This window comes from Paenibacillus jepli, from assembly GCF_047238105.1.
GTDB lineage: Bacteria > Bacillota > Bacilli > Paenibacillales > Paenibacillaceae > Paenibacillus_D.
Window position 1 is genome coordinate 3,608,313 of the sequence record NZ_JBDFMD010000001.1, and the last position, 16,644, is coordinate 3,624,956.

At 58.3% G+C, this 16,644-nt stretch carries 13 protein-coding genes; 7 read left to right on the forward strand and 6 right to left on the reverse strand.

Annotated elements, in window-relative coordinates; genetic code table 11:
- Positions 1-36: 36 nt before the first annotated feature.
- The 3 genes from ABC336_RS15870 to ABC336_RS15880 all read left to right on the forward strand — a co-directional run bounded on the left by ABC336_RS15870 (position 37) and on the right by ABC336_RS15880 (position 3,481).
- Positions 37-879 carry an ABC transporter permease gene (locus tag ABC336_RS15870; RefSeq protein WP_413242534.1) on the forward strand — a complete coding sequence of 281 codons (843 nt, stop codon included), beginning with the start codon at positions 37-39 and terminating at the stop codon, positions 877-879.
- 15 nt (positions 880-894) lie between these two features.
- Entirely contained in the window at positions 895-1,785 is an 891-nt protein-coding gene (locus ABC336_RS15875; RefSeq protein WP_413239552.1) for a carbohydrate ABC transporter permease, read from the forward strand.
- A gap of 97 nt (positions 1,786-1,882) precedes the next feature.
- The gene (locus tag ABC336_RS15880; RefSeq protein WP_413239553.1) at positions 1,883-3,481 is read left to right on the forward strand and encodes an extracellular solute-binding protein; all 1,599 of its coding nucleotides are present in this window, start codon (positions 1,883-1,885) and stop codon (positions 3,479-3,481) included.
- Positions 3,482-3,563: 82 nt separating this feature from the next.
- Here ABC336_RS15880 and ABC336_RS15885 read toward each other — a convergent pair whose 3' ends face one another.
- The 3 genes from ABC336_RS15885 to ABC336_RS15895 all read right to left on the reverse strand — a co-directional run bounded on the left by ABC336_RS15885 (position 3,564) and on the right by ABC336_RS15895 (position 7,586).
- Positions 3,564-3,788 carry a hypothetical protein gene (locus ABC336_RS15885; protein ID WP_413239554.1) on the reverse strand — a complete coding sequence of 75 codons (225 nt, stop codon included), beginning with the start codon at positions 3,786-3,788 and terminating at the stop codon, positions 3,564-3,566.
- Positions 3,789-3,865: 77 nt separating this feature from the next.
- Complete coding sequence (locus ABC336_RS15890; protein WP_413239555.1) at positions 3,866-6,148, reverse strand: RICIN domain-containing protein; 2,283 nt, start codon at positions 6,146-6,148, stop codon at positions 3,866-3,868.
- Between the two features lie 148 nt (positions 6,149-6,296).
- Positions 6,297-7,586, reverse strand: coding sequence for a methyl-accepting chemotaxis protein (locus ABC336_RS15895; RefSeq protein ID WP_413239556.1), 1,290 nt, complete (start codon positions 7,584-7,586; stop codon positions 6,297-6,299).
- Between the two features lie 444 nt (positions 7,587-8,030).
- Between ABC336_RS15895 and proS the strand changes: the two genes are divergently transcribed.
- Entirely contained in the window at positions 8,031-9,329 is a 1,299-nt protein-coding gene (gene proS, locus ABC336_RS15900) for a proline--tRNA ligase (RefSeq protein WP_413239557.1), read from the forward strand.
- Here proS and ABC336_RS15905 read toward each other — a convergent pair.
- Positions 9,307-10,362: a hypothetical protein gene (locus ABC336_RS15905; protein ID WP_413239558.1), complete on the reverse strand. Its 1,056-nt coding sequence runs from the start codon at positions 10,360-10,362 to the stop codon at positions 9,307-9,309. The genes proS and ABC336_RS15905 overlap by 23 nt on opposite strands.
- Complete coding sequence (locus tag ABC336_RS15910; RefSeq protein WP_413239559.1) at positions 10,346-12,142, reverse strand: HSP90 family protein; 1,797 nt, start codon at positions 12,140-12,142, stop codon at positions 10,346-10,348. Before ABC336_RS15910 ends, ABC336_RS15905 begins: the two co-directional genes overlap by 17 nt.
- Positions 12,143-12,274: 132 nt before the next feature.
- Here ABC336_RS15910 and ABC336_RS15915 point away from each other — a divergent pair, with 132 nt between their 5' ends.
- From ABC336_RS15915 to ABC336_RS15925, 3 genes are all read left to right on the forward strand, one after another.
- Positions 12,275-12,961, forward strand: a complete 687-nt coding sequence (locus ABC336_RS15915; protein WP_413239560.1) for a FadR/GntR family transcriptional regulator — start codon at positions 12,275-12,277, stop codon at positions 12,959-12,961.
- A gap of 205 nt (positions 12,962-13,166) precedes the next feature.
- Entirely contained in the window at positions 13,167-14,315 is a 1,149-nt protein-coding gene (gene dgoD, locus ABC336_RS15920) for a galactonate dehydratase (RefSeq protein WP_413239561.1), read from the forward strand.
- A gap of 178 nt (positions 14,316-14,493) precedes the next feature.
- Positions 14,494-15,636, forward strand: coding sequence for a response regulator (locus ABC336_RS15925; RefSeq protein WP_413239562.1), 1,143 nt, complete (start codon positions 14,494-14,496; stop codon positions 15,634-15,636).
- Between the two features lie 19 nt (positions 15,637-15,655).
- Here ABC336_RS15925 and ABC336_RS15930 read toward each other — a convergent pair whose 3' ends face one another.
- Positions 15,656-16,630, reverse strand: coding sequence for a response regulator (locus ABC336_RS15930; protein ID WP_413239563.1), 975 nt, complete (start codon positions 16,628-16,630; stop codon positions 15,656-15,658).
- Positions 16,631-16,644: the final 14 nt, after the last annotated feature.

Below are 16,644 nucleotides of genomic sequence, written 5' to 3' on the forward strand. Positions count from 1 at the left end.
CGCGACTGGCAGCTTTATTCCTTGCTTGTACTCCCTATGGCTTACTTTTTGCTCTTCAAATACGGCCCCATGTTCGGTGTCGTCATTGCGTTCAAGGATTACAATATTTTTCAGGGCGTGCTGGCGAGTCCGTGGATCGGCTTGGATACGTTCAGGGAAGTATTTCAGATGGACGGGTTTTACAGGGCGCTGCGCAATACGCTGCTCCTCAACCTCCTGGACCTGCTGATCAGTTTCCCGATGCCGATCATCCTCGCCATCCTGTTGAATGAGCTGCGTATCAAATGGTTTAAGAAAGGCGCTCAGATGGTGCTGTACCTTCCGCACTTCATCTCCTGGATCATCATCGGCGGCATGGCGATCCAACTGCTGGCTACCAATACGGGGATCGTCAACAATGTATTGAAATCGATCGGCCTCCAGGCTGTTCCATTTCTGACTGAACCGTTCTATTGGGTGGCGACCTATCTCGGGATCGGCGTCTGGCAAAGCGCCGGTTGGGGCACGATTATTTATCTGGCCGCCTTGACGGGCATCAATAGGGATCTCTATGAAGCAGCGGAGGTCGATGGCGCCAACCGGTTGCGCAAGATGTGGCATATCACGCTGCCGGGCATCAAACCGACGATCATCATTCTGCTGATTATCAATATCGGCCATATGGCAAGCATCGGCTTTGACCGGCCGTTTGTGCTAAGCAACCCGCTGGTCACCAATGTATCCGAGGTCATCAGCACCTACGTATACAAGATCGGCATTCAGTCGGCTCGTTATACGATCGCGACCGCTATCGGTCTCTTCCAGGCTGTCGTAGGTCTGATCTTCCTGCTGTCCGCCGACTATATCTCGCGCAAAGTTAACGATCAGGGAATCTGGTAAGGAGGCGACACATCTATGGAAAGCAAGGCTCAAGCCGCTCCCCGAGCCACCGGGAACAGCAGGCTGCTGGATATCATTATCATTGTACTGATCTCAGTCGCCAGCTTGCTCTGCCTGCTGCCGATGGTTCATATTCTGGCCTTATCCATGAGCGGCAACAGTGCCATCATGGCGGGGCGAGTTACCCTGTTCCCGCTGGAGATCGATTTTACGGCTTACAAGACCGTCTTCGGCAATCCGCAGATGATCCAGTCGCTGGGCTTCACGATTGTGCTGGTGACGCTGTTTACGGCGATCTCCATGACGATGACGATCATGGCTGCTTATCCCCTCACGAAGAAGCATCTGAAGGGGCGCGACGTCTTCCTGTTTATTATTGTGCTCACGATGTTTTTCAGCGGCGGCATGATTCCCGAGTATCTGCTGATCCGTAATCTTAATCTGCTCGATACGATCTGGGCGCTGATCCTGCCGGGAGCGGTCAATGCTTTCTATCTGCTCATTATCAAAACCTTCTTCTCCTCCATACCGGTGGAGCTTGAGGAATCCGCGCGCATGGACGGCGCAGGCCAATACCGTGTCCTGTTCAGTGTCGTGCTGCCGTTATCGCTGCCGGTGCTGGCGACACTGAGCCTATTTTACGCTGTGGGTCGATGGAACGGGTTTATGGACGCGCTGCTCTACATTACGAAGCCGGATCTATACCCTTTGCAGCTGCGGCTGTATGAGATGGTCGTCAACAGCCAGGTCAACAGCATGCTCGAAGGCTTGAGCACGGCGCCACCGGTTCCGGAGAGCTTGAAGGCGGCATCGATTATGTTTGCTACGGTCCCGATCCTGCTGGTGTACCCGTGGCTGCAACGCTACTTTGTCTCTGGGATGATGATTGGCGCGGTGAAAGGCTGATTCACTTGATGTACTTATCGTGGTAGTTGCTGCCGCCGGGAAAGCCTGCGGAAGTTGCTATATAGTGTATATTAATGTTTAGAAGGAGAGGGTCTAATTGAGATTTCTTACTGGTCGATGGTCAACTCGTTCGCTGGCTGTGCTGACGGCAGCCGCCTTGATTGCCGGATGCAGCAGCAATAACGGAGGCAGTGGCGGAGCAGGCGGAGCAACGGAGGGCAGTTCAGGAAATACAGGGAACAATGCAGCGCCGATCACGCTTCGCATCGAATTGTTCGATCGCAACAACACGCCGGCAGGTGCGCCGCCCATCACGGATAACTTCATGACGCAATACGTGCAGGAGAACTTCGGCGATCCGAACAATATCAAGGTGGAGTTCGTCGCCGTGCCGCGTACCCAGGAGGTAGAGAAGCTCAATGTGCTGATGGCGGCCAACCAGGCGCCCGATCTCGTGTATACGTACGACAAGCCAACGGTGGAGAAATACGTCAAGGATGGCGGCCTCACGGATCTCGGTCCGCTAATCGAGCAGTATGGCCAGACTCTGACGGAAGTCTTGGGCGAGGATGTGCTGAAATACGGGGTGTTTGACGGGATCCAGTACGCGATACCGGCCCGCCGGGTGCTGCTGCCGCAAAGCACCACGATGATCCGTAAAGACTGGCTGGATGAGCTCGGACTGCCGATTCCTACGACAACCGAGGAATTTCACAATACTTTGAAAGCGTTTAAGGAAAATATGCCTGGCAAGTCGGGCAACAATGTCATCCCATACAGCAACATCGATCCGTTCCATCTGGTGCCGCTGCAATACTCGCTCCTGGATTGGGACAATATCTCCGACGAGGACTTCTACGCGATGCCGGAGTGGCTGATGCCGGGCAACAAGGAAGGCTTCCGGTTCATTAATCAAATGTACAATGAAGGGCTGCTCGATCCGGACTTCCCGCTAACCATGAACAAGGACCCGCAGAAGTTCCAAAAAGACCTGATCAACGGCTGGGTCGGAGCAGGTACGACAAATACGAATGAGCCGGTCTACCAAGGCTATCTGGCGGAGGTCTATAAAGCGGATCCGAATGCCGAGCTCATCGCGATCGATCCGTTCAATACGCCGGACGGCAAGTATCCAAAAGCGTTGTACTCGCCTAACGGCCTCTACATGTTCGTGCCGAAAGCAAGCAAAAACGCGGAGGCCGTCATCAAGTATCTGGACTGGATGGCGCAGCCGGAAAATGTGATCGCGCTGCAAAACGGGATCGAGGGCGAAACGTACGAGATGGTAGACGGCGTGCCGGTGGTGCTGGACAACGAACTGGCCCGGCAGACGCTCTATAATTATCCGGACTATGCGATCATCCTGAACGGCAAATTCGTCAGCGCAACCGACGAGAGCCTGAATATCGCCGCCAACGCCTCGGAGCCGGATCATAAGGAATTTACGATCGAGAGTATCGAAAAGGGCGGCTCGGACGGTGTGCTCAAGCCGAGGGTGTCCACCCCGATCGAGGCGGAGATCAAATACGCTTCTACGCTCAAAGAGAAAAACGACGAGATCTTCGTCAAGGTCATCACGGCGAAGCCCGAGGACTTCGACCGGATCTACGATTCAGAAGTTCAGGATTATATGAAGATCGGCGGTCAGGAAGTCATGGACGAGAAGCGCCAGGCCTATAAAGCCGAGTATCAATAAGTCGATTGAAAGTGGGAGTATAAGTATAAGCCCGTCCATTGTCCCGGGGGACAGAGGACGGGCTTATGGTATACGAATCAGCTTATTCGGCAGGAGCGTCGTTGCTGTCCGTGTCCGGTGTATCGACATCCACATCGACATCCGGAGTGTCAGGTACGATAACATCGGGATTGTTGTCAGGTACGATAATCGTATTGCCATTGTCGCCGTTACCGTTGCCGCAAGCCGCCGCAGTGAATACCAGCGATACGCTCATGACGGCAGTTAGCAGTATCGTTTGCCATTTTTTTCGATTGACCTGTTCCATTGTGACTCATCCCCTTAGTTATAATTTGGTGCTGCTAGATACTGTTTACCCAAATTTACAACCTAGAAACAGAGGAATCAGTCGAACCAGAATAACGGCTCGACATACCACCGCTGGTTGGCATAGCCGTTCCAGCTGTGTGCAATGACCGGCGCATGATTGTCCTGGGAAGCGCCGGCGACGTCCAGCACACCGCCGCTGGCTGCGTTGACGATCCTGTACGTCCCGTCGTTCAGCGGTTCTGCGCGCCAATATTGGCTGTCTTCGTAAGTGGAGCCCCACTGGACCACCTTGTCGCTGCCGCCCTCGACATCCAGTACCTTGCTGCTGTGCAAGGCATGAAAGCGGTAGCCGGTAGCTTGCGTTTCCAGCCCGAACCGCTGATTGAAATCGTCGGATTTCTCCCACTGGATAAGCGGGGTGTTCTCCATTGTGCTGGCAGGCACATCCAGCACTTTGCCGCTATTGACATTGCGTACCAGCGTCGTGCCGAAGCCGCCGCTTAACAGCTCCCATTTCTGGCGAGGGTGATTCGTCCAGGCGCCGACCGTGATAGCGGCCCCGTTGCCCTGATTGCCGTCCTGCACTTGCAGGACGCGTTCGTTCTCTACAGATACGATACGGTAATATCCGTCGTTCGTACGCTCAACAAGCCACCGCTGGTTGTCCGAGTTGCTCCACGTCCACTGCAGAACCGGAGTATTCTCTGCACTGCCTCCGTTTTGCACATCCAGTACCTTGCCGCTGAGGATGGAGATGAGCCGATAATGCCCTCCCCCCAGCCCCTCAAATCGCCAGCGCTGGTTGTCGCCTTTTCCGGCATGAACCGTCGCCTGGACACCCGGAGCCTGATCGTTGTTAGGGATAATCAACGATTTGCCGCTGTGCTTGGCCGTTATACGGTAATGCGAGTAGCGGCTTAGCGGGAGCGGCTCGGCAATCGCCATCATCGCGGCTTCCCGCTGGCCTGCCGGTTCCCAGAGCGAGAGCACGTTGGCCGTATCGTCTACCGTCATGACGCCTGCTGTCAGGCGGACATCGGCATAAGAGCGGACCAGCTCCTGATGAATCGGGTACGCGCCCAGTCCGTCATCCTTCCAGTTGAATCCGATGATCGTATAACCCGGACGGTAGGGATCGGGCACGGGTGCCTTGACATCGATATCCGGCGGGCGCCAGGACTGCATATTGGTCGCATACTGCGTGGCCCAGTCGTAAGCGGTTTTGAGCGGTGACGGCTGCTGCGAGCCGATGCCGATCTCCATCGTCACGACCGGCCAGGACGGCTCCGGCCGATGAATCCCCCAGTCTTCGAGATAACCTTGCACATCGTCGGTGATCTGCGAGATATCCGGTCCAGGAGAGGTGGGGATAATCGAGGGACTCCCTGGCTGATTGCCCTGGACCAACCGATTGGAGACGACGGGAATCCATTTGTACTGCTGAGCTCTTGCGCCGATCAGAGCATGTACGGAGCCGGCGGCGGGCGTCTGGTCCGATCCGGCGGCATTATACCAGCCCCCCGGGAACACATTGGCGAACGGCTTCAGGATGACCCACTCGGAGGCAGGCTTGCCGTCGCAGCTGAACACTTGATCGACGACGTTCATCGTCTCGATGACCTCGTCCAGATGACGCAGGTCGATAACGGCCGTCATGCCGGGGTAGTAAGTACCGATGTGCTGGAGCGCCTCCAACAGCGTGGGCGGCGGTCCGAACGTCTTGTCCTCCACCCAGCGGCCGATCGCGTGCGCGCCGGTGATCTCCCCGAGATCACCTTTCGACTTGTCGAAAGCGCGCAGCGTCGGGCGGTGCTGACCTTCCCAGGAGACATCGGATATCACGGGGTTATAGTAGCCTAGCGCTGTCCAGTTCCCGTCGTCCTGCGGACGCTCATGATAATAGGTCTGCGCCAGGAAAGGGTCCCAATTGAACGAGTCGTAGACATCCTCGGCGAAGTTGGTCGTCCTGCCGTACGTATAATCGTGCATGAGGATGAGCTGACCGTCCTGCGTCATCTTCACGTCCAGTTCGACCATCTCAAACTTCAATTCCGCAGCCCGGTTGATCGCCATAATCGAATTTTCCGGAATGTCGTTGCCCCACGCGCCCCTATGTGCGGACAGGAACGGGCCGCGGCTCTGATCTCGCGGCTCGCCCATCAGCTTCATCAGCTTCTTCGGATCGTACCGGTACCCCGGTTTTGGCCCGTAAGGATAGCACCATGATCCCGCCTTCGGCGCTTCCGGCACATTCTGCGGAGACATGGTCTCCGCGGATGCAGCCGCAGGGAGCCATCCTTGAAGCAGCAGCAGAACCGCCAACAAACCCGCCCAACTCGCTTTAATCCCTCTGGACATATGCTGGACCTTCCTTCTCAACTTTATTTGACACCGGTGTCAATAAGGAGTATAACATGGCCCTGACTAACCGGCACGTTAAGTGTTTGTGAAGGGGCCGCCCGGTCAGAGCGGCCTTATCTGCTAGTTGCCGGGCCTCAGGCCATGGTCAGCCGGAGCTCTGATAGCGGAACTGCCTGACCCGCTCCTGCAGCGTCTCGGCGGTGTGCTCCAGCTCGTGCGAGGCGGCGGCTACTTCCTGGACGATGCCGTTCTGCTCCTGGACGGCAGAAGCGATATCGCCCAGCCGGTCGGCATTGTCGGCTGCCGCGTCGGATACCTGCCGCGCATGGTCCAGGACGCTCCGCATCTTCTCGCTCTGGGCGTCCATCAGGCCGGCGACATCCTCGATGGTCTGGGCCGTCCGGTGGACCGAGTCGAAGATGGATGCCATCGTCTCCCGGCTCGTCTGGGTCCGGTCCGACTCGGTCTGCATCTGCTGCGCCTGATCCGCCATCCGGCTGGCTGCCAGGGCCAGATCGCTGTGGATATCCTGGACCAGCCGGGCGATGTGCTGCACTTCCTGGGAGCTGTGCTGGGCCAGCTTGCGGATCTCCAGCGCGACGACCTCGAAGCCGCGGCCATGACTGCCAGCATGAGCGGCCTCGATCGAAGCGTTGAGCGCCAGCAGATGGGTGCGGGCCGAGATATCCTCGACCACCGAGAGGATATTGTCGATCCGGTCGGCGTGGGCCTCCAGCCGCTTGACGATATGGGCCGTTGCTACGCCGTCCCGGGCCAGCTCCTGCATTGCTGCCGCCAGCCGTTCCATCGCCGAGCTGCTGCTGGCGGCGGCTTCCTGCATATGAGACACGTCCGAGCGGGCCGCGGCCGCTTCCTTGAAGGCCGCTGCGGTCAACTCGCTCATCGTCTGTACCGTGCCATACATGGTACGGGAGAGGTTGGCTTGGGTATCGGTGTTATGCGAGATCGCGTCCACTCTGGTCGTGATCTCGCCTAGCCGCGTTGCGGACTGCTCCGCTGCTCCGCGCAGATGCCCGGCTTCCGTCCCGGTAGCCGTGGAGTGGCGGTCGATGTCCGAGACGATGCCGCGCAGATTGCTGATCATATGATTGAACGATTGAGCCAGATGTCGGAGCTCATCCTCGGCTCGGGGCACCGCTACGGTCTCTGTCAGCACGCCGTCTGCCGCTCTGCCGGCAGCCTGCTGCAGGGCATTGATCGGCTTGACGAGCCACCGTGCGGCGAGCCAGCCGAGCAGCCCGGTCCAGAAGACGCCCATCCCCAGGGTCAGGGTGGTGAAGAGCCAGGTCGGCATCGCGGGAGCGACCGCATCTTTGACGACGAAGATAAAGAACGCGCTTGTCCCATAAGTGGTCGCGGCGACCAAGGTAATCCCGAGCACCAGCTTTCTAACGAGATTCCATCGGGTAATCATGGATGCTCCTCCTTCAAGTGTGAGCTTTCTCACTCTAAGATACCAATCTATGAACGACCCGGCTGTGATCTAGGTCACGCTTGCTGCAGCGTTTTGTTCATATGTCAGCTTCACCTTGACGAGACAGGCCGGATGCTCTAATATAAGCTTTAATTATTTCAAGCATCAACTTACCTGTTAACTGCATGGACCAAGGATATCGTCTGTATCGCAGGACATTGCAGAGAGGGTGCCGCCCGCTGAGAGGCGCCCATGTCCGGACACATACGCCCGCCTTGAGAGCAGCAGCGGCGAACGCAGTAACCGTTGCCGGCCGCCGGTCGTTACCCCGGTCCGAGGACTGCCTTGCAGGCAGTCGAATTTAGGGTGGTACCACGAGCACATTCGTCCCTGACGAATGTGTTTATTTGCGTTCGGCCGCCCTATTACGAAGGAGGAGTTCACATGCGTCAATCCAATCTGCTCATCCCCACCCTGCGGGAAGCGCCTGCCGATGCGGAGGCTGCCAGTCACGCACTGCTGTTAAGAGGCGGGTATATCCGGCCTTTGGCTGCAGGAATCTATATCTTCCTGCCGCTGGGCCTGCGAGTGCTGCGCAGCATCGAACGCATCATCCGTGAAGAGCTGGACCGGATAGGCGCGCAAGAGCTGCTCATGCCGGCGCTGCAGCCCGCCGAGCTCTGGCAGGCTTCGGGGCGCTACTCGGCTTACGGGCCGGAGCTGATCCGGCTGCAGGACAGACACGGGAGGCCGTTTGTATTGGGGCCGACGCATGAAGAGGTCATCACCGCGCTGGCCGGACAGGAGATCCGCTCCTACCGTCAGCTGCCGATTACGCTGTATCAGATACAGACCAAATACCGGGATGAGCGGCGGCCGCGGTTTGGCTTGCTGCGCGGCAGGGAGTTCGTTATGAAGGACGCCTATTCTTTTGGAACCTCATGGGAGGAAGCGAGCCGATCTTACCAGGGGATGCATGCCGCGTACAACCGCATATTCAAGCGGTGCGGGCTGCGCTTCCGGGCCGTCGAAGCGGATCCGGGAACGATCGGCGGCGAAGGCGGTTCGCATGAATTTATCGCCTTGGCGGAGATCGGGGAAGATACGATCGCATCCTGCGGCAGCTGCGGCTACGCAGCTAATCTGGAGAAACATGTCGGCGATTACCTGAGTGCCCGGGCAGGGGATAGTTGCCCGCAGTGCGAGGAGGGGGTGTTGAGCCTGCACCGGGGCATCGAGGTCGGCCATGTGTTCAAGCTGGGCACCAAGTACAGTCAAGCCGTGGGGGCCAGCTATCTCGACGATCAAGGCCAGGAACAGCCGATGATCATGGGCTGCTACAGCATCGGCGTGTCCCGTCTGCTGGCGGCGATTGTGGAGCAGCATCACGAAGCGCAAGGCATCCGGTGGCCGGGCGGGATCGCGCCGTTCCAGGTGCATCTGATCCCCGTCTCGGTCCAGGATGAGCAGCAGATGCGACTGGCAGGAGAACTGTATGAGCAGCTGCGGAGCATGGGGATCGAGACGCTGCTGGATGATCGGGATGAGCGCCCGGGCGTCAAGTTCAAGGACGCCGATCTCATCGGTGTGCCGATCCGCATCGTGGTCGGCAAGGAAGCGGGATCAGGACGGGTCGAATATACCGATCCCGCGCATCCGGACAAACAGACGACGACAGCGGCCGAGGCAGCGTCTCTGGCTTCCGTATTCCTGGCATCACTCATCTCTGGCGATATACTTTGATCAGCTTGTTCACCCGGCTGTCGGCGTCCGTGATCAGACGGCTGATATGGTCGTTGCCGTTCCGCCGGTCGAAGGCGGCCGCCAGCAAGGCGAGCTGCTCATCGAGCCAGGGGATCGTCACCCGATCCGAGGCGGCAAGCCGCTTCCGGCGCTTCTTGCGATGCCATTCCCGCAGGAACTGGCGCACCGCCAGCAGATAGTGCAGCCGATCCCAGCCGGCCCTGCTCTCCAGACCGAGGTGAATCGTCTGCCTGTACAGTTTCTCGGCTTTGGAGAGGTTGGTCACAGTATAGAACGATAAGAAAGCCCCGAGCTCCGGCAGATAGGCCGGGCCGTCGAGACGGGGCAGAGCTTTCCTGGCCAGTGCGTGCGCCCGCTCGGGCTCCTGGAGCTGCAGAAGGGGCAGGATGATATGCCCGTAGGTCTGCTGCGGGATGTGCCGGCAGCTCATCTGTCCTTCCAGGATCGGCTTGAGCTGCTGCAGCCCCCGCCTGATGTGGCCGATGCCGATGTGGTACGTACCGAGCATATGCCGTTCGCAGGCCAGGCAGTCGGCCAGCGCATCCCGGGGTTCGGTGCGCCAGAGCTTATAGGCCGCGGCCGCTTCCGGCAGCCGTCCCTGCGACAGCAGGCTGTTGACCTTGTTCATGTAATACATCCGCAGACTGTAACCATGCCTCAGGCATTTCTCCCGGAAATCCTCGAACAACGAATCAACCTGCGCCAGCGTCAGCTCGGGAATCTGCCACGCGCTGTTGAGCGCCCACTTGTAATACCACATCAGCGTGTGTGCACTGTAATCACCCGGGTTCTGCTCGAACTTGGCCAGACACCAGGCGAAGATGACGAGCAGCTTCTCCTGGCAGCCGGCCTCCGAGGCCTCGCTCAGATAACCGATCCGGGCATCGTAGGCCTGCTCCTCCGTCATGTAGCGATCGGCGATCCGGATCATCTCTTCCAGGACCGCCAGCTTTTGGCGCCCGCTCGGCAGCTCCCAGGTGCTTCGCTTCAGCTCATCAAAACGCTGTTTCATCGTGGTCCACCTCGCCAGCCTGAGCCAAGCCCCGGTTCATGAATACGAGCAGGGAATCGTTCATCATCCGCAGCTCCTCGGTATGCATCGGATGATGGCCGAGCAGCAGCGCCTGGGTATAGAACAGCTCGATCGCCGACTTGCGCAGCTGCGGATCCCGGATATTCAGCGCCTTGCGCACCATCGGGTTATTGTAGTTGTAGCAAATGCTGGCCAGCGGCGGCTCATACAGCTCCTGCTTGACGGCGCGGATGATCGCCTGGAAGACCGGACCCGCTTCCTGCTCGCTCTCATCGGCCAGCTTGAAGAAGTTGGCTTCCCGGCTCGTATTGTAGAGTACGGGCATATCGGCTGGCTCGAACCAGCGGATCAGCGAGCGGCACTGGAAGCGGGACAGCAGCTCGTCCGTGTGCTCCAGGAGGATCCGTGCGGCGGCTTGCTCTTCCTCATCTGGCCGCGTGAATCGCTCCGCAAAGGCCATTGGATCGAGGACGGCGACCTGGATGTCTTCTTCGATGCGCGGGAGCCTCCGCACCAGATCGAGATCGTGGACATACCCCCCATTAATGACCATCATCTCCTGCGCCTTGGCGACACGATTGACCTGACGGAATTCATCCAGGGAGGAAGTGACCAGGATCGTTGTCCGCTGGCGGAGGATCGACTCCATCTTCATCTCTCCGAAGGACGTCTCGAACGTCAGATGCCGGATGAACACCGCATACAGGTCTTCATCATGGACGGCCATCGTCTTGATGGAGGACTGATGGATCAGGATGATGCGTTCGAACAGTCCAGGGTCGCTCTCCGACAGCTGGAGCAGATAGCGCTTGATGCTCTCGCCGAGCTCCTCCTTGACGGCGTGGAACAGGTCATTCTCCTGGAACGCTTCGCGGGAGGCCGTCGGCCGGAGGTGATCGGTGTTGAGGATACCCTGGACGAAGAACGCCCAGGCCGGCAGCAGGTTGGTCATCTGATCGGACAGCAGCATGTTCTTCAGATAGACGCGGTGCTTGCGCTCGTCCTGCAAGCTCACGGCATGGGGCAGCACGTAAGCGATGCCGCGGACGCCGCCGATCGTCGAGGCAAGCGGGATGATGTCGAGCGGTTTTTCATAGAGAATGCCTTGGACATAATCTACTGCGGCCGGCTTATCCAGGCTCCAGGGCGGAGCGGCGCCGTTCAGCAGCTCATCGCAGGCGTCCTCCGTCAGGTAGATCGGGGTGGGCAGGAACTCGCCGTATTTCCTCAGCAGATCTTCCAGGCGGTAGTACGTGAAGTACTCTTCGTAGTCCGGCTTGGCCTTCAGGTAGACAGTTGTGCCTACGGGGACCTCCTGCGTGAGCCTGCGGAGCGTATAGGTGCCGTCCGGCTTGCCGCGCCACTCCAGGGGTTCATCCGACTGGGCTGACCTGGTGATCATCACGATCTCTTCGCTCACGACAAAACAGGACAGCAGCCCGACGCCGAACTGACCGATGTAATCGTCCCCGCGGTCCGGCTCCGTACGCTTGATCGAGCTGCCGATCCGGGAGAGGAACAATGCCACATCCTCCTCTGTCAGCCCGCAGCCATTATCCGTAAAAGAGAGCGCTCCCGAGGAGAACAGCTCTACCTTGATATGGCCCTCGAAAACTTGACCCATCCGCTGTCTGGCTGTGACGGCATCGGTGCCGTTCTGCAGCAGCTCGCGGACGAACACGCCAGGGTCGGAGTAGAGATGGTTCGACAGGAGGTCGATGATGCCTTGCAGATTCACTTGGAAATTCATATTCTTCATGAAGGGTTACCTCGCAGGGATTGATATCTTACTTTATCGGTTATGCGCGCCCCTTCAAATAGAGTCATTCTTAAGCAAAGCGGCCTTTGTGGTATAATCAAGTAACAAATCGAGGGACGGCGAGTGTGAGGCATGAGCAAACGACTGGTATACGAAGTAGTCTATGATGAGATCAAACGGAGGATCGAACAGGGCATCTGGAAGGCGGGGGCGCGGATCCCGACGATCGAGGAGATCGCCGGGGAGCTCGGGGTCGGCGTATCCTCGGTCAGGGAAGCAGTGCGCATCCTGGGCAAGCAGAAGATCCTGCTGGTAGAGCAGGGCCGGGGTACCTTCGTCAGCGACCAGCTGCCGGAGCAGGCCGATCGGTATCTGGCAGTGCTGGAGCATAGCTCCTGGCTGCAGCTGACGGAGACGCGGCTGATCATCGAGCCTGAGCTCGCCGCCCTGGCGGCCGAGAGGGGAAATGAAGCACAGATCGAGCAGATCGTGAAGACAGCCGAGCTGATGCACAAGAAGGTGCTCTCCAGCCAGTCCTTCCTGCGGGAGGATATGAAGTTCCATGAACAGATCGCCGAGGCTTCCCAGAACGAGATCCTGGGCAATACGCTGCGTATGCTTGGGGACGTGCTGCTGGACAGCCGCCGGCAGACGATGCGGATCCCCGGCATGGATGAGAAGGCGGCGGCCTACCATCTTCTGATCGCGATGGCGATCAGGCAGCGCGACGCCGGGCAGGCGAGGGAACTGATGCGCCTGCATATCGGGGATATGCAGCGGGAGCTCCAGAGCGGGCTGATCCGGGAGGAATCGACATAGAGAACTGCAGCCATGCGTTAAGCGGGCTGCAGTTTTTTTGATGCGCCGCATCCGGTGTGCCGCTCGGGGAGGACACAGTAGCACTGCGGCAGGAGCCGGAGTAGCGGAACGTTACAAAAGACTCTGTACACCAAGTATTCATATGATGTATCATGTTAAATATAATATTCATCATATGAATTATAGAGGGGATGCGAAGATAGGAATGAAGATTCGTTCTTTGGAGCTGTTCAAGGTGCCGCCGCGCTGGCTGTTTCTCAAGATCACCACGGACGATGGACTGGTAGGCTGGGGCGAACCGGTCGTGGAGGGCCGCGCGGATACGGTGCGTGCCGCCGTGGAGGAGTTAAGCGAATATCTGATCGGCCGGGATGCCGGACACATCGAGGATCTGTGGCAGGTGCTCTACCGTGGCGGCTTCTATCGCGGCGGTCCGATCCTGACGAGCGCCATCTCGGGAATCGAGCAGGCGCTATGGGATATCAAGGGCAAACGGCTGGGGGTGCCGGTATACGAGCTGCTGGGCGGTCGGGTGCGCGACAAGATGCGGGTATACAGCTGGATCGGCGGCGACCGGCCGGCAGATACCGCGCTGGCGGCACGGGAGAAGCTGGACCAGGGCTACACGGCCATCAAGATGAACGGGACGGAGGAGCTGCACTGGATCGATTCGTATGACAAGGTGGAAGCGGCGGTGGAGCGCATCGCAGCGATCCGCGAAGCGGTCGGCTACAAGCTCAGTGTCGGCATCGATTTCCATGGCCGGGTGCACAAGGGCATGGCGAAGCTGCTGGTAAAGGAGCTGGAGCCCTTCAAGCCGATGTTCATCGAGGAGCCGGTGCTGCCGGAGAACAACGAGGCGCTGCGGGAGATCGCCCGCCATACGGCGATCCCGATCGCGACCGGGGAGCGGATGTACACCCGCTGGGGCTTCAAGCAGCTGCTGGAGAGCGGCTGCGCGGACATCCTGCAGCCCGATCTCAGCCACGCTGGCGGGATCTGGGAGACGCGCAAGATCGCTGCGATGGCGGAGGCTTACGATGTCGCCATTGCTCCGCATTGCCCGCTTGGTCCGATTGCTCTGGCAGCATCGTTGCAGCTGGATTTCTGCACCCCCAATGCTTTCATCCAGGAGCAGAGCTTAGGGATCCACTACAATGAAGGCTCCGATCTGCTGGATTACCTGAAGGACCCTAGCATCTTCCACTATAAGGACGGATTCGTCGATATCCTGACCAAGCCGGGTCTGGGCATCGAGGTAGACGAGGACAAGGTGCGGGAGATGGCCGCCGTCGGTCACGGGTGGAAGAATCCGGTATGGCGTCATGAGGACGGCAGTATCGCCGAGTGGTAAAGGGCAGCTAGCGCTGAGAAAAGCCGCTTTCACGGGAGATTTGTCCCGGGAAAGCGGCTTTTAAGCGTGGGTCGGCGATGCCTCACTGCGTCTGACGAAGGATGTATTCTGTCAAATGGAATGATATACTGGATTTAATTAAGTTATCCATTTTGCCTGCCTTAAGGAGGCTTTGCTTATGAAGGCTATTTTGGTGGATGATGAGCGGCTGGCTTTACATACGTTGGAGAAGTTGCTGAAGCATTTTGGCCATTTGACAGTTGCCGGCACCTATCAGGATGCGGCAGAGGCGCTGGAGGCCGTAGCACGGATCAGGCCCGATATCGTTTTTTTGGATATTGGCATGCCGGATATGAATGGGTTGGAGCTATCGGCGCATATCCAGACCCGCTCGCCTTCCTCCGCTGTCGTATTCGTCACCGCGTATGATGAGTACGCGATCCAGGCCTTCGAACTGGAGGCGCTGGATTATCTCCTCAAGCCGGTTACCCTCGAGCGTCTTGCCCAAACCGTGCAGCGGCTGAGCGAACAGCGCGTGACGGAAGGTTCGCACGCCGCTCCCGCCGGTCAGATCAAGCTGCATTGTCTAGGTTCTCTGCAACTCGAGTTGCCAGGACAAGAGCGTGTCGCGCTCAAGTGGCGGACGATGAAGGTCAAAGAGCTGTTCGCCTATCTGCTGCACCATCGGGGGCAGCTGATCAGCAAGATGGCGCTGGTCGATCTGCTGTGGCCGGAGCTGGACGAGACGAACGGGCTGGCCAATCTGCAGACGACGATCTCCCGGGTCCGCAAGCTCTGGAAGGAATGGAGCGGACAGCTCGGAGGGGAGGAGCTCTTCACCATTGACTATGTCTCCTACGGGTACCGCTTGGAGCATGCGAACATGGACATTGATGTGGAGGAATGGGAGCGGAGTCTCCGGTCGCTGCCGCCGCCGACAACGGCCAATCTGTGGCGTCATCAAGAGCTGGCGGAGAAGTACACCGGGCACTATCTGGGCGAAGACGACTATGCCTGGGCGGAAGGGGAGCGGGAGCGGCTCAAAGCGCTTTGGATATCCCATTGCCGCAGACTTGGTCGTTTCTATGAGAAGCAAGGGATGGACAACGAACTTATCAGCCTCTATCACAAGATCCAACAGCTCGACCCGTTGCTGGAAGAAAGCTATCTCGTCTTGATGAAAGCCTATGCCCGGCTGCAGCACCCCGCTTCTGTACATAAGCAGTTTGAACATCTTCAAAGCGTATTACGGCATGAGATGCAAGCCTCGCCGAACGGGGAAATCGACTTTTGGTACAAAAAATGGGTAAAGCATGGTTAATGCTTTACCCCTTCCTGCGTTATCCTCCAGCAGCGTTAATGCTCCGATAAATATCGGCAGCGTCAGCGATGCGCTCGTTCTCTTCATACCATTTCCCCAATTGTAGAGCGTGCTGGGTCCACAGAGCCTTGAGCCGCATCCGTTCGCTCTCCGCCCAAGCCTCATTCTCTTCGGCCATATAGTCGCCTGGATAAGGAATCAGTACTTTGCGGTGCAAGGCTGCCGTGTCTGCGTCCGGCGTGGGGAGCAGGGACACCTCCTGCTCCCACTGTACGGCGTCAATCTTCAACTGCTGCGTATGAAGGATATAGCCGTGTTCGGCGTAAGTGATGGAGAAAAGATCTGTGCCGATCGGCTCCCATATCTTTTTGATCCGGTAGATGCTGGTCTGCAGATTGGCCAATCCCTTTTGTTCGTCGTGCCCGGGCCAGAACAGGTCGAGCAGCGTATTTTTGTGAATCAGCCGCCCCCGGTGATGCAGCAGATAAGCGAACAGGGATTTTATCTTGGCCGATCTCCATTTGAGCGGCTCTGGCGCTCTGTCCGGGTACCGGACGCGCAGGCTGCCCATGCAATGCAGGATGACCTGCGGGTTTGAGGGGGGCGGCGTAACCGGAGAGGACTTGCCGGCAACCCCCAGATAGCCTTGCAGCCGCTCGATAGTCTTGCGCAGTCGGGCCTCGTTAATCGGTTTCAATATATAATCCAGCACTTGCCTTTCAAAGGCTTCTACCGCATAGCTGCTGTCTCCGGTCACCATGACGACAGCGGTTCGCGGGGAGATGCCCTCCAGCAGCCCGACGACGCTCATGCCATCGATATCCGGCATATGGATGTCGATGAACAAGACATCCGGCTGCAGCCGCCGCAGCTCAGCGATCGCTTGCTCTGCGGATTGGAACTGCCCTGCGATCTCTATACCGCCTATGGCCGTCAGCAGCTTGCCGAGATGGATCAATGCCAGTCGCTCATCGTCGATCAATACAGCTCTCATGGACGGTCCTCGCT